Source organism: Paenibacillus anaericanus, assembly GCF_003994475.1.
Taxonomy (GTDB): Bacteria; Bacillota; Bacilli; order Paenibacillales; family Paenibacillaceae; genus Fontibacillus; species Fontibacillus anaericanus.
Genome location: NZ_RZNY01000016.1, coordinates 62,275 through 80,211, shown reverse-complemented (window position 1 = coordinate 80,211; position 17,937 = coordinate 62,275). Strand labels below are relative to the sequence as shown.

The 17,937-nt window shown below is 42.4% G+C and carries 18 protein-coding genes; 9 read left to right on the top strand and 9 right to left on the bottom strand.

The window, feature by feature from the left end; all coding sequences use genetic code 11:
- Window positions 1-144: 144 nt before the first annotated feature.
- Complete coding sequence (locus EJP82_RS28000) at window positions 145-327, top strand: hypothetical protein (RefSeq protein WP_341190649.1); 183 nt, start codon at window positions 145-147, stop codon at window positions 325-327.
- A gap of 108 nt (window positions 328-435) precedes the next feature.
- Here EJP82_RS28000 and EJP82_RS18560 read toward each other — a convergent pair whose 3' ends face one another.
- Window positions 436-957: a type 1 glutamine amidotransferase domain-containing protein gene (locus EJP82_RS18560; protein ID WP_127193620.1), complete on the bottom strand. Its 522-nt coding sequence runs from the start codon at window positions 955-957 to the stop codon at window positions 436-438.
- Window positions 958-1,219: 262 nt separating this feature from the next.
- Here EJP82_RS18560 and EJP82_RS18555 point away from each other — a divergent pair, with 262 nt between their 5' ends.
- From EJP82_RS18555 to EJP82_RS18530, 6 genes are all read left to right on the top strand, one after another.
- Window positions 1,220-2,980 carry an alpha-glycosidase gene (locus EJP82_RS18555; RefSeq protein ID WP_127193574.1) on the top strand — a complete coding sequence of 587 codons (1,761 nt, stop codon included), beginning with the start codon at window positions 1,220-1,222 and terminating at the stop codon, window positions 2,978-2,980.
- 62 nt (window positions 2,981-3,042) lie between these two features.
- Window positions 3,043-4,194: a winged helix-turn-helix domain-containing protein gene (locus EJP82_RS18550; protein ID WP_127193573.1), complete on the top strand. Its 1,152-nt coding sequence runs from the start codon at window positions 3,043-3,045 to the stop codon at window positions 4,192-4,194.
- Window positions 4,195-4,265: 71 nt separating this feature from the next.
- On the top strand, window positions 4,266-5,552 hold the full coding sequence (locus EJP82_RS18545; RefSeq protein ID WP_246054259.1) for an MFS transporter: 1,287 nt from the start codon (window positions 4,266-4,268) through the stop codon (window positions 5,550-5,552).
- Between the two features lie 209 nt (window positions 5,553-5,761).
- Window positions 5,762-6,343 (top strand): MCP four helix bundle domain-containing protein, encoded by a 582-nt coding sequence (locus EJP82_RS18540; RefSeq protein WP_127193572.1) that lies wholly within the window; start codon window positions 5,762-5,764, stop codon window positions 6,341-6,343.
- Window positions 6,344-6,361: 18 nt separating this feature from the next.
- Entirely contained in the window at window positions 6,362-7,468 is a 1,107-nt protein-coding gene (locus EJP82_RS18535; protein WP_246054258.1) for a methyl-accepting chemotaxis protein, read from the top strand.
- A 151-nt stretch (window positions 7,469-7,619) separates the two neighbouring features.
- Entirely contained in the window at window positions 7,620-8,270 is a 651-nt protein-coding gene (locus tag EJP82_RS18530) for a TVP38/TMEM64 family protein (protein ID WP_127193570.1), read from the top strand.
- Window positions 8,271-8,317: 47 nt separating this feature from the next.
- Here the strand turns inward: EJP82_RS18530 and htpX are convergent, their stop codons facing one another.
- The 3 genes from htpX to EJP82_RS18515 form a co-directional block, all read right to left on the bottom strand.
- The gene (htpX, locus tag EJP82_RS18525) at window positions 8,318-9,205 is read right to left on the bottom strand and encodes a zinc metalloprotease HtpX (RefSeq protein WP_127193569.1); all 888 of its coding nucleotides are present in this window, start codon (window positions 9,203-9,205) and stop codon (window positions 8,318-8,320) included.
- Window positions 9,206-9,253: 48 nt separating this feature from the next.
- Window positions 9,254-9,796 carry a LemA family protein gene (locus tag EJP82_RS18520; RefSeq protein WP_127193568.1) on the bottom strand — a complete coding sequence of 181 codons (543 nt, stop codon included), beginning with the start codon at window positions 9,794-9,796 and terminating at the stop codon, window positions 9,254-9,256.
- A 96-nt stretch (window positions 9,797-9,892) separates the two neighbouring features.
- Window positions 9,893-10,315 carry a DUF2500 domain-containing protein gene (locus EJP82_RS18515; RefSeq protein ID WP_127193567.1) on the bottom strand — a complete coding sequence of 141 codons (423 nt, stop codon included), beginning with the start codon at window positions 10,313-10,315 and terminating at the stop codon, window positions 9,893-9,895.
- A 377-nt stretch (window positions 10,316-10,692) separates the two neighbouring features.
- Here EJP82_RS18515 and hflX point away from each other — a divergent pair, with 377 nt between their 5' ends.
- Window positions 10,693-11,964, top strand: a complete 1,272-nt coding sequence (hflX, locus tag EJP82_RS18510) for a GTPase HflX (protein ID WP_127193566.1) — start codon at window positions 10,693-10,695, stop codon at window positions 11,962-11,964.
- Window positions 11,965-12,038: 74 nt separating this feature from the next.
- Here hflX and EJP82_RS18505 read toward each other — a convergent pair whose 3' ends face one another.
- Both EJP82_RS18505 and EJP82_RS18500 read right to left on the bottom strand, forming a co-directional pair.
- Window positions 12,039-13,544, bottom strand: coding sequence for a sensor histidine kinase (locus tag EJP82_RS18505; RefSeq protein ID WP_127193565.1), 1,506 nt, complete (start codon window positions 13,542-13,544; stop codon window positions 12,039-12,041).
- Window positions 13,541-14,227: a response regulator transcription factor gene (locus tag EJP82_RS18500; protein ID WP_127193564.1), complete on the bottom strand. Its 687-nt coding sequence runs from the start codon at window positions 14,225-14,227 to the stop codon at window positions 13,541-13,543. The genes EJP82_RS18505 and EJP82_RS18500 overlap by 4 nt, the downstream gene beginning before the upstream one ends.
- A 234-nt stretch (window positions 14,228-14,461) precedes the next feature.
- Here EJP82_RS18500 and EJP82_RS18495 point away from each other — a divergent pair, with 234 nt between their 5' ends.
- The gene (locus EJP82_RS18495; protein ID WP_127193563.1) at window positions 14,462-15,394 is read left to right on the top strand and encodes a manganese-dependent inorganic pyrophosphatase; all 933 of its coding nucleotides are present in this window, start codon (window positions 14,462-14,464) and stop codon (window positions 15,392-15,394) included.
- 87 nt (window positions 15,395-15,481) lie between these two features.
- Here the strand turns inward: EJP82_RS18495 and EJP82_RS18490 are convergent, their stop codons facing one another.
- The 3 genes from EJP82_RS18490 to EJP82_RS18480 all read right to left on the bottom strand — a co-directional run bounded on the left by EJP82_RS18490 (window position 15,482) and on the right by EJP82_RS18480 (window position 17,824).
- Entirely contained in the window at window positions 15,482-16,741 is a 1,260-nt protein-coding gene (locus EJP82_RS18490) for an MFS transporter (protein WP_127193562.1), read from the bottom strand.
- Between the two features lie 128 nt (window positions 16,742-16,869).
- Window positions 16,870-17,172, bottom strand: a complete 303-nt coding sequence (locus tag EJP82_RS18485) for a hypothetical protein (protein WP_127193561.1) — start codon at window positions 17,170-17,172, stop codon at window positions 16,870-16,872.
- Between the two features lie 34 nt (window positions 17,173-17,206).
- Window positions 17,207-17,824: a TetR/AcrR family transcriptional regulator gene (locus EJP82_RS18480; protein WP_127193560.1), complete on the bottom strand. Its 618-nt coding sequence runs from the start codon at window positions 17,822-17,824 to the stop codon at window positions 17,207-17,209.
- Between the last annotated feature and the right edge of the window lie 113 nt (window positions 17,825-17,937).

The following is a 17,937-nucleotide window of genomic DNA, read 5'->3' as shown; positions in this document are numbered from 1 at the left end:
AAAACCGATGTGTTCATCCTTGGAGTACAAGTTATAAGTGAAATTGGATCTTTAATACGAAGATTCTTTTCAATATCTCATAAAAAGTATAAAACTACCATATATTGTGAAAAATAGGACATAAGGTTTTTAAATTGGAAAGGGGTGAGTGTATTGGATGCTACACTTGGTGCAGATGAGGTTATTAATCGAATAAGGCTACTCCAATCTAATGGAGGCGCGGTTGGTAAAAAACAAGTAAAGCAAAGTGATCCTGAGTTAATGCGGAATGCGTTGTTTTATTTTCCAAGTTGGGATCATGCATTGAAGAACGCGGAGATTTTATAGGTAAGATAGTAGAGTGTTGCCAAGATATATGATTTTAGATACTGGAAAGAGCCCTATACCTACTTACGACAGGTATAGGGCTCTTAGTGAGTTTTAAGTTAATAATGTTTACCAAGCATTCACACCGAGCTTCTTGATCGTTTCACTAATAAAGGCTGGCTCGTCTTCTGGTTTGCGCGATGTGACTAGATTGCGATCAACGACAACCTCTTTATCTACGTAATATCCTCCGGCCGCCTTAATCTCATCGGCTAGTCCGGGATAGGACGTTAATGTACGTCCTTTAAGTAAGCCTGCCGCATTCAATATTTGCGGGCCATGACAGATGGCTGCAATCGTTTTGTTTGCTTTGTCTGCTTGCTGCACGAACTTTTGTATATCCTTGTTGTTCATTAAGTGAGCCGGGGAACTGCCACCGGGAATAATGACAGCGTCATAATCATCCACATTTGCATCTGTTATAGACATATGTGCCGTATAGCAAATCGTCCCCTGTTTACCTTTCAATTCTTCCGTATCCTTCAATCCAATAATAACGGCTTCATGACCGTTCTTCACCATTTCATCGTACGGATTCTTCATTTCAGAATCCTCAAAGCCATCAGCCAGCAAGAAAGCAACCTTTTTCATTTGTTCCATAAAGACACTCACCTTTCATATTTCGAGTTAAAGTACATTACCCCTAGAGAAGTCATATAATCAGGAATTTATTGACACATCGATCAAATAATTTTATTCTATTATTGTAGTAGTTTTATTGAATTTAAGGGCAATGCATGTCTTTTCAATCCGCTGTTAATGGGTGAAGAGCACAACCCCAAGCCAATTTACGGGGGGTGTGCTCTTTTTTGATGGTTATTAAAATTTTAAATAGATCAGGAGGAATTTTATTATGAACAAAGAGGCCTTATATCATCGTCCCAAGAACAATTATGCCTATGCCTATGATGTGGATACTTTGCATATCCGACTCCAAAGTAAGAAGGGCGATCTGGAGAGTGTCAAACTGATTTACGGAGATCCATATCGTTGGGCAGAGGATGCGATGCTTTCGGATAAAATACCGATGCATATATCTGGCTCAGATGAACTTTTTGATTACTGGTTTATCGCAATCAAGCCGGAGAATAAGAGATTCGTTTATATGTTTGAGGTATCGGACGGCACCGAGTGTCATGTATACGGAGAAAAAGGATTTACACCGGATGAGAAGGAGAACCGTTTCTTCCGTTTTCCTTATCTGAATGCGATCGATGTATTTGATGCACCGGCGTGGGTTAAAGACACGGTCTGGTATCAAATTTTCCCGGAACGATTTGCTAATGGTAACCCAGGGCGCAAAAACAATGTTACCGATACTTGGGGGGATGATCCTAAGCCTGATAGCTTTTTCGGCGGGGATCTGGAAGGGATTACTGAGCATATAGATTACCTTGTGGATTTAGGGATAACAGGTATTTATCTAAATCCTATCTTTGAATCTCCTACGAATCATAAATATGATACGACGAACTACATGGAAATAGATCCACAGTTCGGGGACAAACAAACCTTCAAGCAGTTTGTCGATGTGTGTCATGAACGTGGAATCCGTGTCATGCTGGATGGGGTATTTAATCATTGTGGATACCAGTTTGCACCGTTCCAGGATGTGCTGAAGCGTGGGGCCGAATCACCTTATGCAGATTGGTTCCATATATACGAGCATGCCGTAGAGGAGGGCGAACTTCCATCCTACGAAACATTCGCTTTTGTGCCAGAAATGCCAAAACTAAACACGAGTCACCCTGAAGTGAAACAATATTTACTTAGCGTAGCAAAGTATTGGATTGAGGAATTTCATATCGATGGCTGGCGTATGGATGTGGGAAATGAAATCGATCATCAGTTTTGGCGGGAGTTCAGACAGACCGTGCGATCGGTTAATGATGAACTTTATATCATAGCTGAAATATGGAATGATGCGATGCCTTGGTTACAAGGAGATCAAATGGACTCGGTTATGAATTATCCATTTACGGAATCTGCGATCGACTTTACCGCCAAGAATAAAATAGGGGCACGTGATTTTGGAAATCAAATCGTGAAGCATCTCCATCTTTATCCCGAAAATGTTAATGAAGTGATGTTTAACTTGCTAGGTAGTCATGATACCGCTAGAATTTTGACGCTATGCGGTGAAGATACAGAAAAGTTGAAATTAACTTACTTACTTCTGCTTACCTATCCGGGCTCACCTTGTATTTTTTACGGAGATGAGATTGGGTTAACGGGAGATGGGGATAACTTTGCCTACTATCGTAAATGTATGGTTTGGGAGAAAGAACATCAGGATACCGATTTGCTTACTTTTATCCAAAGACTAATCCAACTTAGAAAAACGCTCAAGCCACTCACTGCGGATGCACAGTATTCCATTGTTGAGGCGGATAATACAACGAATCATCTCGTCTTCAGTAGAACATATGGCAATGAGAAAATTGTCGTTGCTCTGAACAACGGCGAGGAAGACACAACAATTGTGTTGTCAGACCACATTGTGGGCAAGACACCAACAAATGCATGGACCAATGAATCATTGCTTCTTGAGTCAGACAATCTCCATATTACTCTGTTGCCAAAACAATTTATCTTCATCCATACTGTACTATAAGATGAGAATAATTGTTGCACGGTGAAAGATAGAGTTGCCGGAGCTCCATCCAGGAGGAAGACATGGCCCAACTGATTTTTGATCAAGCTGGCTATTTAGTTAAGAGTGGCACGGATACGATTGTACTGTTGGCTAAAGAATATGCTTTGCTTGAATTTCTCTACTACAATCGCAATCACACATTTACACGGGAGCAATTGCTGGACCGAGTATGGATGCTGGAATACCCTTCGGAAAGAACCGTGGACGATCATATCTATCGCTTACGGAAGAAGCTTCATCATTGGGATCATATAACCATTAACACAGTCCGAGGATATGGATATACTTTAACGCTAAACGAACGAAGACAGGTTGATAATCCATCAGTTCATGATGAAGAAATGAAGAATGCGATTGGGGAGATGTTTGAGAAATATCATCGGTTTGGGCAGAGTAAGTCCATGTTGGCTCTGGAAACTCAGCAAGATGTATTAGGCTTTGAGATGGACCCGTTCTATCAAGTGTATCTTCGGTTTATTCAGGGTGATATTCCATGGTTTCTTGGAGCGGAGGAAATACCACTCCAAGAGCGGCTATATTGGCTGTTACTTCTATATCGGGGAATGTCATCTGACCCCAATGATGTGTTGCGGAAGTGTCAACTGGCACTGGATTCGGGTATCCTGCCGCCAGAGCAACATAGAGAAATGGAGATATTGAATATACTAGAATTATACGGTGAGGCAGGGCTGCCACTTGAAGCTATTTCTAAGTTTCCTATTACTCGCAAGCGAATTGAGGAGGATAAATTATCTTCTTTCGCGATGCCTGTAGCTTTAATGCAAATGTATGTGTGCTTACTTGCGGAACAAATGATCGAGGTTGAGCGAATATCTTGTCGGTTGGAACGATTTTTGAAGGATACACCTTATTTACGTGAGATCGGACGATATCACATTTTAAAAGGGTTATGGTTATTAGCGCAAGGGAAGAGAAGCCAGGGTGTTGATTTGCTTGATGAAGGACTGGAAGTACTCCGTATGTCGATAAATGCGCCGCTGCTTTTAATTTCTGTATCCCAAATCCTGCTGTATGTACAGAATCATGTGCCTGACTCTGAGTTGGAACACAAATATCAAGGAGTCTATGCTGCGTTAGATAGAGAGTACGGCCTGTCCAAGTATCGACACGACGTGGAACGTACATTAGAACAAGCGTTGAATGTACGTTGATCCTCTGATATTCCTCTGATAATTGTAGGATACGCTAATTGTATCTTACGGATCATATGGAGGAATTACAGATGAAACTTAATAAACGCGTGGCACTACTATCGAATCGTAACTTTCGGCACATGTTCATCGCTTATACCCTTGCTTCCTTTGGTGATTGGTTTGACGCTATCGCGATTCAGGTCCTGGTTGCTTATCGCTGGGGCGTTGACCCGTTCATGTTGGCGCTTATCCCAGTAGCAATGGCACTGCCCGCTGTTCTACTCGGCTCCTTCGCAGGAACGGTTACGGACCGTGTGAACAAAGCAAGACTAATGATAGTATGCGACCTTGTGACTGCTGGACTGACTTTGGCTATACTGTTTGCTCCTAATATGCTGCTGTTACTACCATTGCTTGCACTTCGTGCAGCTGCCAGCGTATTTCATGGACCCGCACAGCAGGCGTTGACCAGGCAAGTCGTTCCAACAGAACAGCTGTTTCAGGCTACGTCTTTGAATGGATTGGTTAATCAAGGATCGAAGGTGGCAGGACCGTTGTTAGGTGCTATTACATTGGTACTTATGCCTGCTCAAGCATGTATTATTTTGAATATAGGTGCTAGACTGTTGTCTGCACTGTTTCTCTCAAGAGTATCGCAGAGTTCACAAACTGCCTTATCTGAAGTAGATGAATCCAGTAACAAGATTGAAAACAAGAAGCGGAGCTTTTTTGCTGAGTGGCGGGAAGGGTGGATGTTTCTCCTGCGAGCCAAAATAGTACTTCACACCATACTATTTGGCTTTATTGGACTGATATCAATATTGATGATCGATTACCAGTTTCCTACATTGTTGCGTGAGATAGATCCTACTAATGAATCGTTAATCGGTTGGCTTATATCGGCCATTGGTGCAGGGGCTGTAACAGTTCTTCTAGTGTTAAATCGCTGGAACCGTATCTCTTATGGATTGGGACTTGGTAGTGGTTGTGTACTGATTGGGACGGGGATCGCTCTACTAGGGTTATGTCCTCCTGGAACAGGGACCATTCTCCTCCTGGTATTCGGGTTCTTGCTTGGCATGGGAAATGGTTTTTACATGGTCACTCAGAATTATATATTACAAAAGGAGTCACCTCCAGAAGTCATTGGACGTGTGTTCGGTATTCAAAATACGATTTCAAGCCTTGTTATGTTGACCGCTCCACTTGCGGGAGGAATTCTTATCCGTTCAATCCAAGTAGGCCATGCCTTTATGTTAATCGGGATTACGAACGCAACTTTGGGGATATTAGCTATTTTATTTGGAAGGATGTTATGGCCACAGCCGGTTACGAGAAGCGAATTCGGTGATCAAGTCGTTAAGGACATGCAATAAAATGAAATGGATCAAAGGACCACTGGAGTGTATTTCTCCCGTGGTCCTTTTGCGTACCAATTTCTTTCGTATTGGACTCCATTGGATTGTTTATATTTTTTAAGTGGATGCTCAGCTTTCATTCATGTTAGGTTCAGCAAAGCAGACTAGGCTAGTAGTAATAGGAAAATTGAACCAACTATACATAAGAGAGCTGGAGGAATTCTGTTATGCAACGATTACAACTACGCTCAATCCGCTACAAAATTTTAAGTGGCTTCACTGCTGTGATCCTGCTATTCATCGTGGCTATCGTGAGTAACACCGTGTTACAAGGAAGAATAACTTCAATGACAGATCAGATTAACCGAAATATGGACAAACTCTCATCGATTCAGCAACTCACTGATAAAATTCGACAGGCCGACGAACTGGGTGCCCGCTACCTCATGAGTGAGTCAGAAGAAAAGATGAGCACTTATTTAACAGCCTTCGATCGATCGCTTGTAGAGGTTACTACGGACGTTGAACAGATGAAGAAGAGCAATCTAAGTGAGGATGAGCAAGCAGCAGTTAGTTCTTTTGAGACACAGTGGAGCAAATATTTAATTGATTTTAAGGAAGCCTCTCAATTGCTGCAGAACAAGAAATTTGCGGAGGCTCATGATAAGTTCACTGAAATATCTTTGGATTCTGTTATAAAGTCACAGCTAGAATTTGAGGATATATTATCGAAGCAAATCGATGACCAGCAGCGTATATCGGAATCGAGTCGGTCACTTGCTATGATGATCATGTTGGTAGGTACCTGAGTATCCATTGTATTAGCTGTGGGGGTTTCCTTGTTCTTAGCGAGAGCCATTTCGAGGCCCATTAAGGATGTAAACAATCAACTCAGAGAAATAGCGCAAGGTGACGCGGATTTGACGAAACAGCTCACGGTGAAATCGAAAGATGAGGTTGGCGATTTGGCGAGGAACTACAATTTAATGACAGAAAACCTTAGAATGATGATCATTCAAATAAGTGCGTCTTCGAGTGATCTTGAGCGTTCCTCTGCGAAGCTTACTTCTGATAGCAATGTGACAGCTCAGGCAACGGAACGTATTGCTGGTATCATGCAAGAGGTATCAAATGGCAATGAACAGCAGATGAACGATTTACATAATAACATGGCTACCCTCATGGAAATTTCCAGTGGGATAGGGCAAATCGCACATAGTATTACGGAAGTATCTGGAGCCTCACTTCGTTCTTCTGAATTCGCATTGATAGGAAATAACTCCTTACAAGCAGCTAATTCCCAAATGGATAACATTAACCATTCTATTCAAGAACTATCGAGTATAATTGAAGGTTTTGCGATTCATTCCAAGGAGATTGGAAAGTTTGTAAATATTATTACCGAGATCTCAGCTCAGACAAATTTATTAGCACTTAATGCATCGATTGAAGCAGCGAGAGCCGGCGAACAAGGAAGAGGTTTTGCAGTTGTTGCTGGTGAAATTCGCAAGCTGGCGGAGCAGTCTGCTACCTCTGCGAGTCACATCGCCAAGACGGCCAATATAATTCAAACCGAGGCTGACCTGTCAGTGTCAATGATGAGAAATAGCATGAAAGAAGTTCAAGCAGGGACGACCGTTATAGGGACGGCGGATAAATCATTTGGAGAGATTCGGGAGTCAGTTGAAGGATTGACCGGCCAGGTTCAGGAAGTCTCAGCCGCAATTGAGCAAATTACAGCCGCTACGGATGAGATTTTACATTCGATTCAGTGTGTAACCCATATCTCAGAATGTAACACGGTCAAGGTAGAAGAGGTTTCTGCAGCTTCTCAAGAACAGATGAGCTCCGTAGAGTATATTGCTCATTCCGCGGAAGGGCTTAGCAACATGGCTATAGAATTACTGGAACAAGTGAAACGGTTCAACGTTTAGACAAGGTTAGATTTACAAGAAGTCGTTATGGTATCCTATATGGGATCATCATATCGGCCTTTTCCTATTTATATAGGAAAAAATATAGTGGTGATATCTATGGTGATTCAAAGCTATAATAGAAATATATATTTACAAAAGGAGGGCGAATATGAACGGAGCTTTGGATATCATGGATTATTTAACAGAACAGAATCTTGAACTTCTGCTGTTGAAATATCGATCCATGGGACCTCTTCCTGGAATTTTCCTTACATTTATGAAATCATTCATTCCTCCCTTGCCCACGATCTTGATAGTTGGTGCAAACGCCGCCATTTATGGCATGTGGATGGGATTCTTATATTCATTGTTCGGCTTAGTAGCGGGTTGTATGGTAACCTTCTTAATTATTCGTAGAGTAGCTACTTCTTCCTTCTTACAACGTTGGGAGAGAAAACCGAAGATACAGAAAGCGATGGTCTGGGCTAGAAAGAATGGGTTTAGCTTTGTCTTCTTATTCAGTATGTTGCCGGTCGGCCCATTCGTAGTCATCAATATGGCAGCGGGCCTAACTCGCATGTCAATTCGTTCGTTTCTAGTAGCCGTTGTTCTAGGTAAGGGAATTATGGTATTCTGTGTTTCATATATCGGAACTCATATTTCAGATTTTGCATCGCAACCTCTGAAGCTACTAGGAGTAGTCGCATTCATTGCTGGATCCTTATGGTTGAATAGAAAGCTGCAAGCTTACTTCATGGCAACCCGGAAGAGCAGTGTACTTCCTACACCTGAACAACCACCACAAGTATTTGTAGAATAAAAAACAAAGGCAACGGCTTACAGCGCCGTTGCCTTTGTTATATAGATTTACATTTTCTCTAATCGTTCAATTCTAGATTCGATTGAAGGATGAGTGCTGAACCAACTTGTTCTTTTCTTCTTTCTTTCCTTGCTAAACGGACTGGAGAAATACATAGAGGCGGTAGAGCCTTTTGCTTTCCTTACATCGAGATCGCTGCCGCTGATTTTGAGTAGAGCGTGCTTGAGTCCTACTGAATTTCTAGTCAATTCTACAGCTGTTGCATCAGCTAGATATTCCCGGTTCCGTGAAACGGCGAAATGAACAAATCTAGCTGCAATCGGAGCAAGTATGACAAAGACTAGGGCGATTATAAGTACTGCTGGATGTGTCTTCTTATTGTCATTACCTCGTCGGTTATGGAATAACATACGTGTTCCCATATCAGCCAAAATTGCTACAACAGAAATGAGCGCGATACTGATAGTCATTAAGCGAATATCGTAATTGCGAATATGTCCAATTTCATGTGCAGCTACAGCTTCGAGTTCTTCCCGATTCAGTCGTTCTAACAGGCCGGTTGTGAATGCTACCGAACCTTTCTCTGGTTTAATTCCTGTTGCGAATGCATTGGGAGAAGGATCATTAATTATGTAGATCTTAGGCATCGGAATGCGTGCTGGAATACATAAGCTTTCAACAATGTTGTAAAGCTGGGGGTGCTTCTCTGGGGTAGCCAGTGTAGCACCCGATAATCCTAGCACCTGCGCATTTGCAGACATGTATGTAATCGGGATATAAAATACAAGCACCACTGCCGCCACGATTAGACCAAGCAAGATATCTCCATAGCCTAGGTAACCAATGGCACCGCCTATGCCTGCTATCAAAAGACAAAAGAACATGACCAACATAATCGTTTTTCGTTTGTTTTGCTCGATTTGTTTATACAGCACAGAAATCACCTTACTTTCATGAATCAATCCATCCAATATCAAGGCAGATTAAAATGTAATCTTAGGAACTTCCTTCTCTGCTTCTGGAGTAACAAGTAATTGTTCTACCTTGAAATTGAATATCCCGGCAATCATATTTGTAGGGAACGATTCCCTTTTTGTGTTATATTCGGCTACTGTTTTGTTATATAGCTGGCGGGAATAGGCTACTTTGTTCTCCGTATTTGCGAGTTCCTCTTGAAGCGACACAAAGTTCTGATCGGCTTTCAAATCAGGATAAGATTCACCCAGTGCAAATACCGACTTCAAAGCTCCTTGGAGCTGACTATCAGCTTCGACACGCTCACTCGGTGAGCCTGAGATTAACCCATTACGAGCTTGGATGACTTTCTCTAAAGTCTCTTTTTCATGCTTAGCATAACCTTTAACTGTTTCTAGTAAATTGGGGATCAAGTCATGACGACGCTTTAACTGAACATCAATCTGACTCCATGATTCTTTAACCCAGTTCCGAAGTTTTACTAAACCATTGTAAGCGACAATAACATAAATTAAGATGATCGCTACAACACCAATTACGATCCATTGCATGTACATCATTCCTTTTCTGTTTAATAGACTCCAATTTACTATAGGAAATCAATTTAATTGTACCATAAATATACAATGGAAAATGTTGATGAATCATCAAAATCTACTATTGTCTCTACTAACTTCTTGATTTCGTTCAAAAGCAACAATCCACTCACCTTGAGTTGCGGCGTATCCGGTATCTCCTTCGGCGACAAGTCCGTAAATATTTTTGACATCTAAGTATTCTTTACGTTCACCATTGTCAAACTGCAGTGTGATGTAATAATAAGTATGTGAAGAGTTGGTGGTATGCATTTGATCGTTAGCATCGGTATGGGAATAGAACTGCACATCCATGCGCTTGGAAGTAATGGTTGCATATACAGATTGCCGGGGGGAACTGGCGTTGTTGGCGTAACGCGCACCACTTCGGATCATACTAAAGATAATTAGTGCAAGAATGATAATGAAAAGAATTGGGAATAACGTACTTATCAATTCAAAACCGCCTCCACCAGTTGAAGGGAAATTTGGCATAATTATTCCTCCTCTAATATCTATAGGTAAACTGAGTCATGTAGATAACATATGAGGTTGTTCATTTGAACATACTTATGGTAAAATAGACTTAATTTACATGAACGGAGGGTTTCCCGTGTTATACATTAAATTCCGTTTTTCCACTTTGCGCGGCTAATTGAATAGTGCTCAAAGGCTCTGCTCCTGTGCAGGGTGAACGGGATTGGTCTGCTATGATAAGGGGAACTTTAGAATAGAATATACCGACTTGTTGACGTCGCTTACGGTAAGCGTTTATTTCGCCGTAGGTCCGCTATGGTCATCATATCTCGTTTGCATTCTACACAGGCCTGCTGCCTGTGTTTTTTATTTTTTCTTTAGGAGGAATGCAGTTTATGGAACAATTAGAACAAAAGGCGATATTAGTTGGGGTTAATCTGAATCATCAAGCTGATTTTGAATATTCGATGGAAGAATTAGCGAATTTGGCAGAGGCATGTGAAGTTGAGGTTGTAGGAACAATGACTCAAAACTTGCCACGTGTGAATAAATCTCATTACATTGGAACAGGAAAAAGTACAGAGGTGCTTGCACTACTAGAAGGGGTGGAAGGCAATCTCGTGATTTTTAATGACGAGCTGTCACCTTCACAAATTCGTAATCTCGAAGCCGATTTGCAGTGTAAGGTGATCGACCGGACGATACTGATTCTTGACATCTTTGCACGACGGGCGAAGACGCGCGAAGCTCAGTTGCAGGTGGAAGTAGCGCAACTTAGATATATGCTACCTCGTTTGATTGGGTTAGGGGAATCACTGGGAAGACAGAGCGGGGGAGTAGGTACTAAGAACCGAGGTGCGGGTGAGACGCGACTTGAGCTTGACCGGCGGCGGATTGAAGAGAAGATCACGGTGCTGAGTAAAGAACTAGAGGTGCTCGTTGCTCATCGGCAGACCCAACGTAAACAGCGGAAGAAAAATGATGTTCCTGTTGTTTCACTCGTAGGATATACGAATGCTGGAAAATCTACGATTATGAATGCCTTGATGGAACAGTACAGTATAACTCCAGAGAAGCAAGTGCTTGAGAAAGATATGTTGTTCGCCACGCTGGAAACGTCAGTTCGTGACATTCCACTGCCGGACAATAAATCATTTTTGCTTACGGATACAGTTGGATTTGTAAGTAAATTGCCGCATCATCTCATCAAGGCGTTTCGTTCGACGCTAGAAGAGGTGGCCGAGGCAGATCTGCTGATTCATGTGGTCGATTATAGTAATCCGGAACATGAACGACTGATCGATATTACTGTTCAGACGCTGAAGGAAATTGGAATTACAGATATTCCGACGCTTTACGCTTATAATAAATCTGATCTTACGGAACGGAGTATTCCCGAGGTTGATGGGGATAAAATATATATTGCCGCAAAACCACGGATCGGTATTTCTGAATTGGTCGAGGCTATCCGAGAGCGTATCTTCAAAAATTACATTCAATGTGAGATGCTTATTCCTTATGATCAAGGGGCTGTGGTGTCTTATTTCAATGAAAGTGCAAACATTCTGTCTACAGAATATGAGTCTGAGGGAACAAAGATCACTATGGAATGTAAGCTAAGCGATTACGGTAAATACAAACAATATGTCATCGAAGTAACGGAATAAAGGGGTACCTGATCGTACAAGAGGCCGAGAGTTCAAGCACATCAATTGTGCTGAATCCTCGGCTTTTTAATGTGTTATTTTAAAATAGGAAGTACCACTTGAAATGTTGTTCCTTCTCCTACTTCACTATAAACGCTGATACTGCCGCCATGAGCTTCGACAATGGAATGTGTTATCGAAAGACCTAATCCAGCACCACCATGTTTACGAGTACGTGAAGAATCACTACGATAGAAACGTTCAAAGACATGGGGTAAATGCTCTTTAGAGATACCCTGGCCGTTATCCTTAATGGTCAATTTGGTGCGATCTTGATGGGAGGATAAGGTTAGTGTAATAGCGCCATCAATCGGGTCGGTGTGTTGGACGGCATTATGAAATAAGTTTAGTATGACTTGCTTTATCTTATCAGAATCGTACATACCCGGACTGCAAGGCGATATATTCAATTGAAGATTTCGTTCTCCCGCAAGAATTTGCAGACTGGGCTCCATTTCTGTAATAAGCAAATCTAATCGTGTCTCGGTTAGTTGAAGCTCAGGGGCACGATCTAACTTAGCTAACATCAGCAGATCTTCTACCAGCTTTTTCATGCGCTTAGATTCCCCATGCATACTGTTCAAGGCGGCATAGAGCTGTTCTGGTCTATCAACGGCACCACGTAAAAGGACCTCCAAAAATCCGTGAATCGAAGTTAACGGGGTGCGTAGTTCATGCGATGCATCGGCGATGAATCTTCTCATCTGTTCTTTGGCTTCCCGTTCAGCATCGAAGGACAACTCTAATCGCTCAAGCATACCGTTAAATGAATTGGCTAACCGATCGATCTCGAGTTGTCTCTGCGTATCGGGGAATCGATGATTTAAGTTACCTGCATTTATGGCCTCAACGGTTTTTATCATTTGGTTGAGCGGATTAAGTGATCGGCGCAGAACCGGTAAATAGAGCATCAATCCTCCTGCTAGAGCAAGTAAGGATAAGATAAGAAATGTCCTAAGTTGCCTTAAAGCGATCTCTCGTATTGGAGCGGTGAGTGTACCCATTTGAATGAGCTCGTGACGATTATCGGGTCCACCCACCACCGTGATCACGACAAGTTGTTCATTCCCAGCAGTGTCTTGAACAACTTGATAATTACTATGGTCCTTGTATCTTGTATTTTCTAAAATCTCAGCGTACTGTGCATCGGTAAGACGCGGGGAGGGTATACCGTATTCTTCTGTTAAGTCCGTAAAACTTCCGTCTTCACTGATGTAGGCCAAGGAAGTGCCAGCAAGGAAAAAGATAGGTCCACGATTTCCCTTGTCGGGACTAGGTAGATCGGTATTTGATCCCCCTTCGTCTCTCCATTCAGGGGCTGGAGTATTCGTACCAAGCAGGTTCTTAGGGATACTCCGCAATTGAGAGATCATCGTCTCCGACTGACTGCGGTATAAGAAGTCTTTCATCAGAACGTACTGCAGTGATCCAATGAGTAATAGCAGAGCCGCCAAGATGAACAAGGAGCGCGAGAGTAACTGGAAGCGAAGAGAGCGGGGGGCAAAAAATGTCTTGATTTTGCCGAACAACCCCCTCTTCATGGCAGATCGACGCGGTAACCCGCGCCCCGGAGCGTGCGAATGAGCCGATGCTCTTTGTCGTTTAATTTCTCGCGAAGCGATCTTATATATACTTCAACGATATTCTCCTCACCACCGAAATCATAACCCCAAACTTGATCTAAAATCGTTGACTTACTTAATACAATGCCTTGATTAATAACCAAATATTTAAGCAACTCGTATTCGGTTGGAGATAGCTCCAGTACCTGCTCAAGATAGGTTATTTCTTTCCTGCGGTCATCGATACGAAAGGGTCCTAGCATGACTTCTCCAAATAGAGTTGGAAATTGGTTGCGTAATCGCGCTCCGATTCGTGCTAGCAATTCTTCGAAGCTGAAGGGTTTGACGACATAATCATCAGCGCCGATATTTAGTCCCTTAACTCTGTCATCAACCTCATCCTTAGCTGTCAACATAATAATGGCGATGTTGCTCATATTTTTCTTCAATAATCGACAGACTTCCCAGCCGTCCATTCCCGGCAACATGACATCGAGCACGACGATATGGGGATGGAATTCAGCTGCTATGTTAATAGCACTCATTCCATCACTAGCTGACCGTATATCGAATCCTTCATTAGTTAAGCCGAATTCTAGAAATTGAAGAATATGTGGTTCATCGTCGACAAGTAATATTTTGATACCCTTCACGTTGTTCATGTTATGTGCCTCCCTAACTATTAAACCTTACTCATAGTACATATTATCTATGATTAGGCTGAGTGCCTGCTGAAGACTACCTGAGTGAAGACTTAATGTCATTCTTAGGACTTATTATCTCCTTGACCCTAGTTTGTTTGCAATGCGTAATAAATATTAAAGCTATCATCTTGATTGTCCAGCTAAATCTGAGATATACTTTTCTAAGTTGATGACGAAAAGGAGAGTAATTAGATGGAAAAAGTATTGATTTTCGGTCATAAAAATCCCGACACAGATACCATTTGCTCAGCAATTGCTTACGCAGACTTGAAATCCAAGCTAGGTTGGAACGTTGAACCTGTTGCATTAGGCAACGTTAACGGGGAGACGGCGTTTGCTCTGGATCGTTTCGGATTTCAGGCCCCTCGGGTTATCGAGGCGGTAGCTGGTGAAGTGAAAGAAGTCATTCTAGTTGATCATAATGAACGGCAACAAAGCGTTTCGGATATCGATCAAGTCCGGGTCGTTGAGGTTATTGATCATCATCGTATTGCTAACTTTGAAACGAGTGGACCGCTTTATTATCGCGCTGAACCCGTTGGTTGTACGGCTACAATATTAAATAAATTGTATAAAGAAAACGGAATTGCGGTACCCAGCAATATAGCTGGCTTGATGCTGTCTGCTATTATTTCGGATTCACTACTATTTAAATCACCTACATGCACAGAGCAAGATGTTAATGCTGCTCGCGAACTAGCGGAAATTGCAGGCGTAAATACTGAGGAATATGGTCTTGACATGCTGAAGGCAGGAGCCGATTTGAGCGACAAGACAATTCAGCAACTCATCTCCCTTGATGCTAAGGAATTTGATATGGCTGGATCTAAAGTGGAAATTGCTCAAGTAAATGCAGTGGATGTAAACGATGTGCTGTCACGGCAGTCTGAGATTGAAGCCGCTCTTAACGGAATCATCGAGAGTAAGGGACTGGACTTGTTCTTGTTTGTTGTAACTGACATTCTCAACAACGACTCTGTAGGACTAGCACTCGGTAAGGATTCTGCTGTTGTAGAAGAGGCTTATAGTGTGAAACTAGCCGATAACAAGGCAGTACTCAAAGGCGTCGTATCCCGTAAAGCGCAAATCGTTCCGGTATTGACGGACATTTTTAACAAACGATAAGCAAACTGGCTATATATGAAGAAAGAGTCCTGTGCAAAGATGATCCCTTGATCATCTTTACCAGGACTCTTTTTATATGCAAGTAATTTATGCAGGGTTAGCAGTTTCTGCTGTTACAGTAGGTGCTGGTTTATGTTTGAATATCGGAATGAGAATGAGTGCACCTATTAACATTACGATACCAGATATAACGAAGATTTCGACCAGCGGAAACATTTTCTTGAGAACTCCGGCCACCGACATCATGATGACCATCATCCCCATAAACATCGGACTAAGCACTCCGTTTACCCGGCCTACATAGGACTGTTCTGTCCATTGAAGGATCATGGTGTTAATCCCGATTTGGATGCAGGGCATGGTAAGTCCGTTTAGGAATTGTAACGCCAAGGTTAATGGGATACTAGTGGAGAGACCCATACCAACAATACATACAGCACTAACGGCTATACCAAAAGCGAGCAAGACTTGCGGAGCGATCTTTTTGGCAAGCGTCATAATGACGGCTCCACCGAGCAACATAGCGACCCCGTTGACCATCATCAGAAACTGTAAGAACTCTTTAGGTTGACCAAGCCGCTCTGTAACGATGAAGAGGGAAAGTGTCTGGATGGTACCTATGGAGAATCCAGCAATCGCAAATGTGAGACCGAGGACTTTCAATACAGGACTGCGCCATACATAACGGAATCCATCACCAAGCTCTTGCCATATTTTTGTGCTGCGTTCACCCTTGGCCTCTGGCTCCTCATCAGCTGGGAGTCGGAATAACACAACCGCAGATAATAAGAAGGCTACGCCCATGACTCCGATTGAAATCTTAATGCCGAATTGGTGATATGAGAATATACCAAGGGAAGGTCCGAGTACCATGAAGATGGCAACCAGGGATTGAAATAGGGCCATCCCTTGCTGTAATTTCTCGGGATGAACATGTTGTTTGAATAGTTTCATGACGGAAGGTTGGGAGAATTGTGATAGTATGGCCGAGACGAATGTTGCTAAGTAGACGGCCTCCCATGAACCATACAGTAGGGTAAGTAGTACAGCGAATACAGAGATGGCGGATAGGAAATCACACCAGATCATGGTTCGCTTGGGCTTCCAACGGTCAGCGAACGCACCTCCTATGAAGGAGAAGACGAAGATTGGAGCAAATTCAACTACAGAAATAAGCGAAATTGCCAGTGGATCGTTGTTAGTCTGATCTGTCACGAACATGAGAATGGCAAAATTTCTAACCCAAATCCCGATTTGTAGAAAGATGTTCGAAATCAGGATCGTTTGGTAAAACCGGTTTTTAAACAAACTGCCTGAAACGGGCGAAGCATGTGCATTACTTGACATCTAATTTCTCACCTCAGTATAGTTTTCTCTCTAATAAAATTTCCCATATACAGAATAAGGTATTATAGTCTCCATGGAAAGAGAAAAAATAAATATAAGAAATTAAGGCTACATCCAAAATCGGAGTGCTACCCTAATCTGAAGCGCTCTAATTGGTCCCAGAGCTCCTCTTGTTGGAGGATTTCACGTTGCTTTGGTCCGAGTAGATCAAAATGGGGGAAGGGGGAGCGATTATGGATGTATTGTGGTGGGAGATCATGTTCGATACACCAGGAAGTTAGACGTTGCAAGTCGGAACAGCCGACCTTGGTAACGGTCGTGATACCGGGAAAACGGGGATCTAGCCAAAAGTGTGTCAAGAAGGCAATCTCCCCGCGGGAAACTGCTTCTTTCCAAGCATTTAGTTCTTCTCTTTTGACGCCGAAAGCCATATATATGATCATCCTTTGTTTGTTATGGGCTTACTCACTTATGAATACCTCTCCAAAGGAAGGATACGATCCCTTCAGCAGCCTCTTCTATGGAAGCAAATAGTTTGTTGTCATCTGTATATTTACGTTCCCCAACCTTTAGCATGGACACGAAAATGTGAGCGGCTATAAAGGAATCGTTGCAAATAATTTCTTCATTTCTGACGGCTGCATCGAATCCCTCTTGTAATCTCTGGTACAACGCATTCTCATGAATAATTAGTGATTCTTGTTGTTCAGGAGATAGATGGTGCCGCACCTTCTCGACCATCCCATCCATATGGACCTGTGGGATTTTCAAATAGTTTGTAGCAATGTTAACTAGACGAGAACGGAAGCTGCCAGGCTGCTCTAGAATTGTTCTAATACGTTCGTTAACAAAGGACAATACCTCGAGCATCGAAGCCATAAATAATTCTGTTTTTGTTGGAAAATAGTAATAAACGGCCGCTTTAGTTACGCCGGAAAGTTCTGCAACCTGATTCATCGAAACGGATTCAAATCCTTTTTCTATGAAGAGCTTCGAGGCAGCATGTAATATAGTCTTGGAAGTAGGTAAGCCTTCTTGTTGTCCAGAAGGTCTTCCTAAAGGCCTTTTTTTCGGGGATTTCATCCCAATCACCTCAATCCCTTGTACTGACGAACTATTATACCATAAGCGATTTGAGGAGAACAAAGGTGGAATTAAATTTTCGATTGATAATTAACCTTCCGGTATATATAATT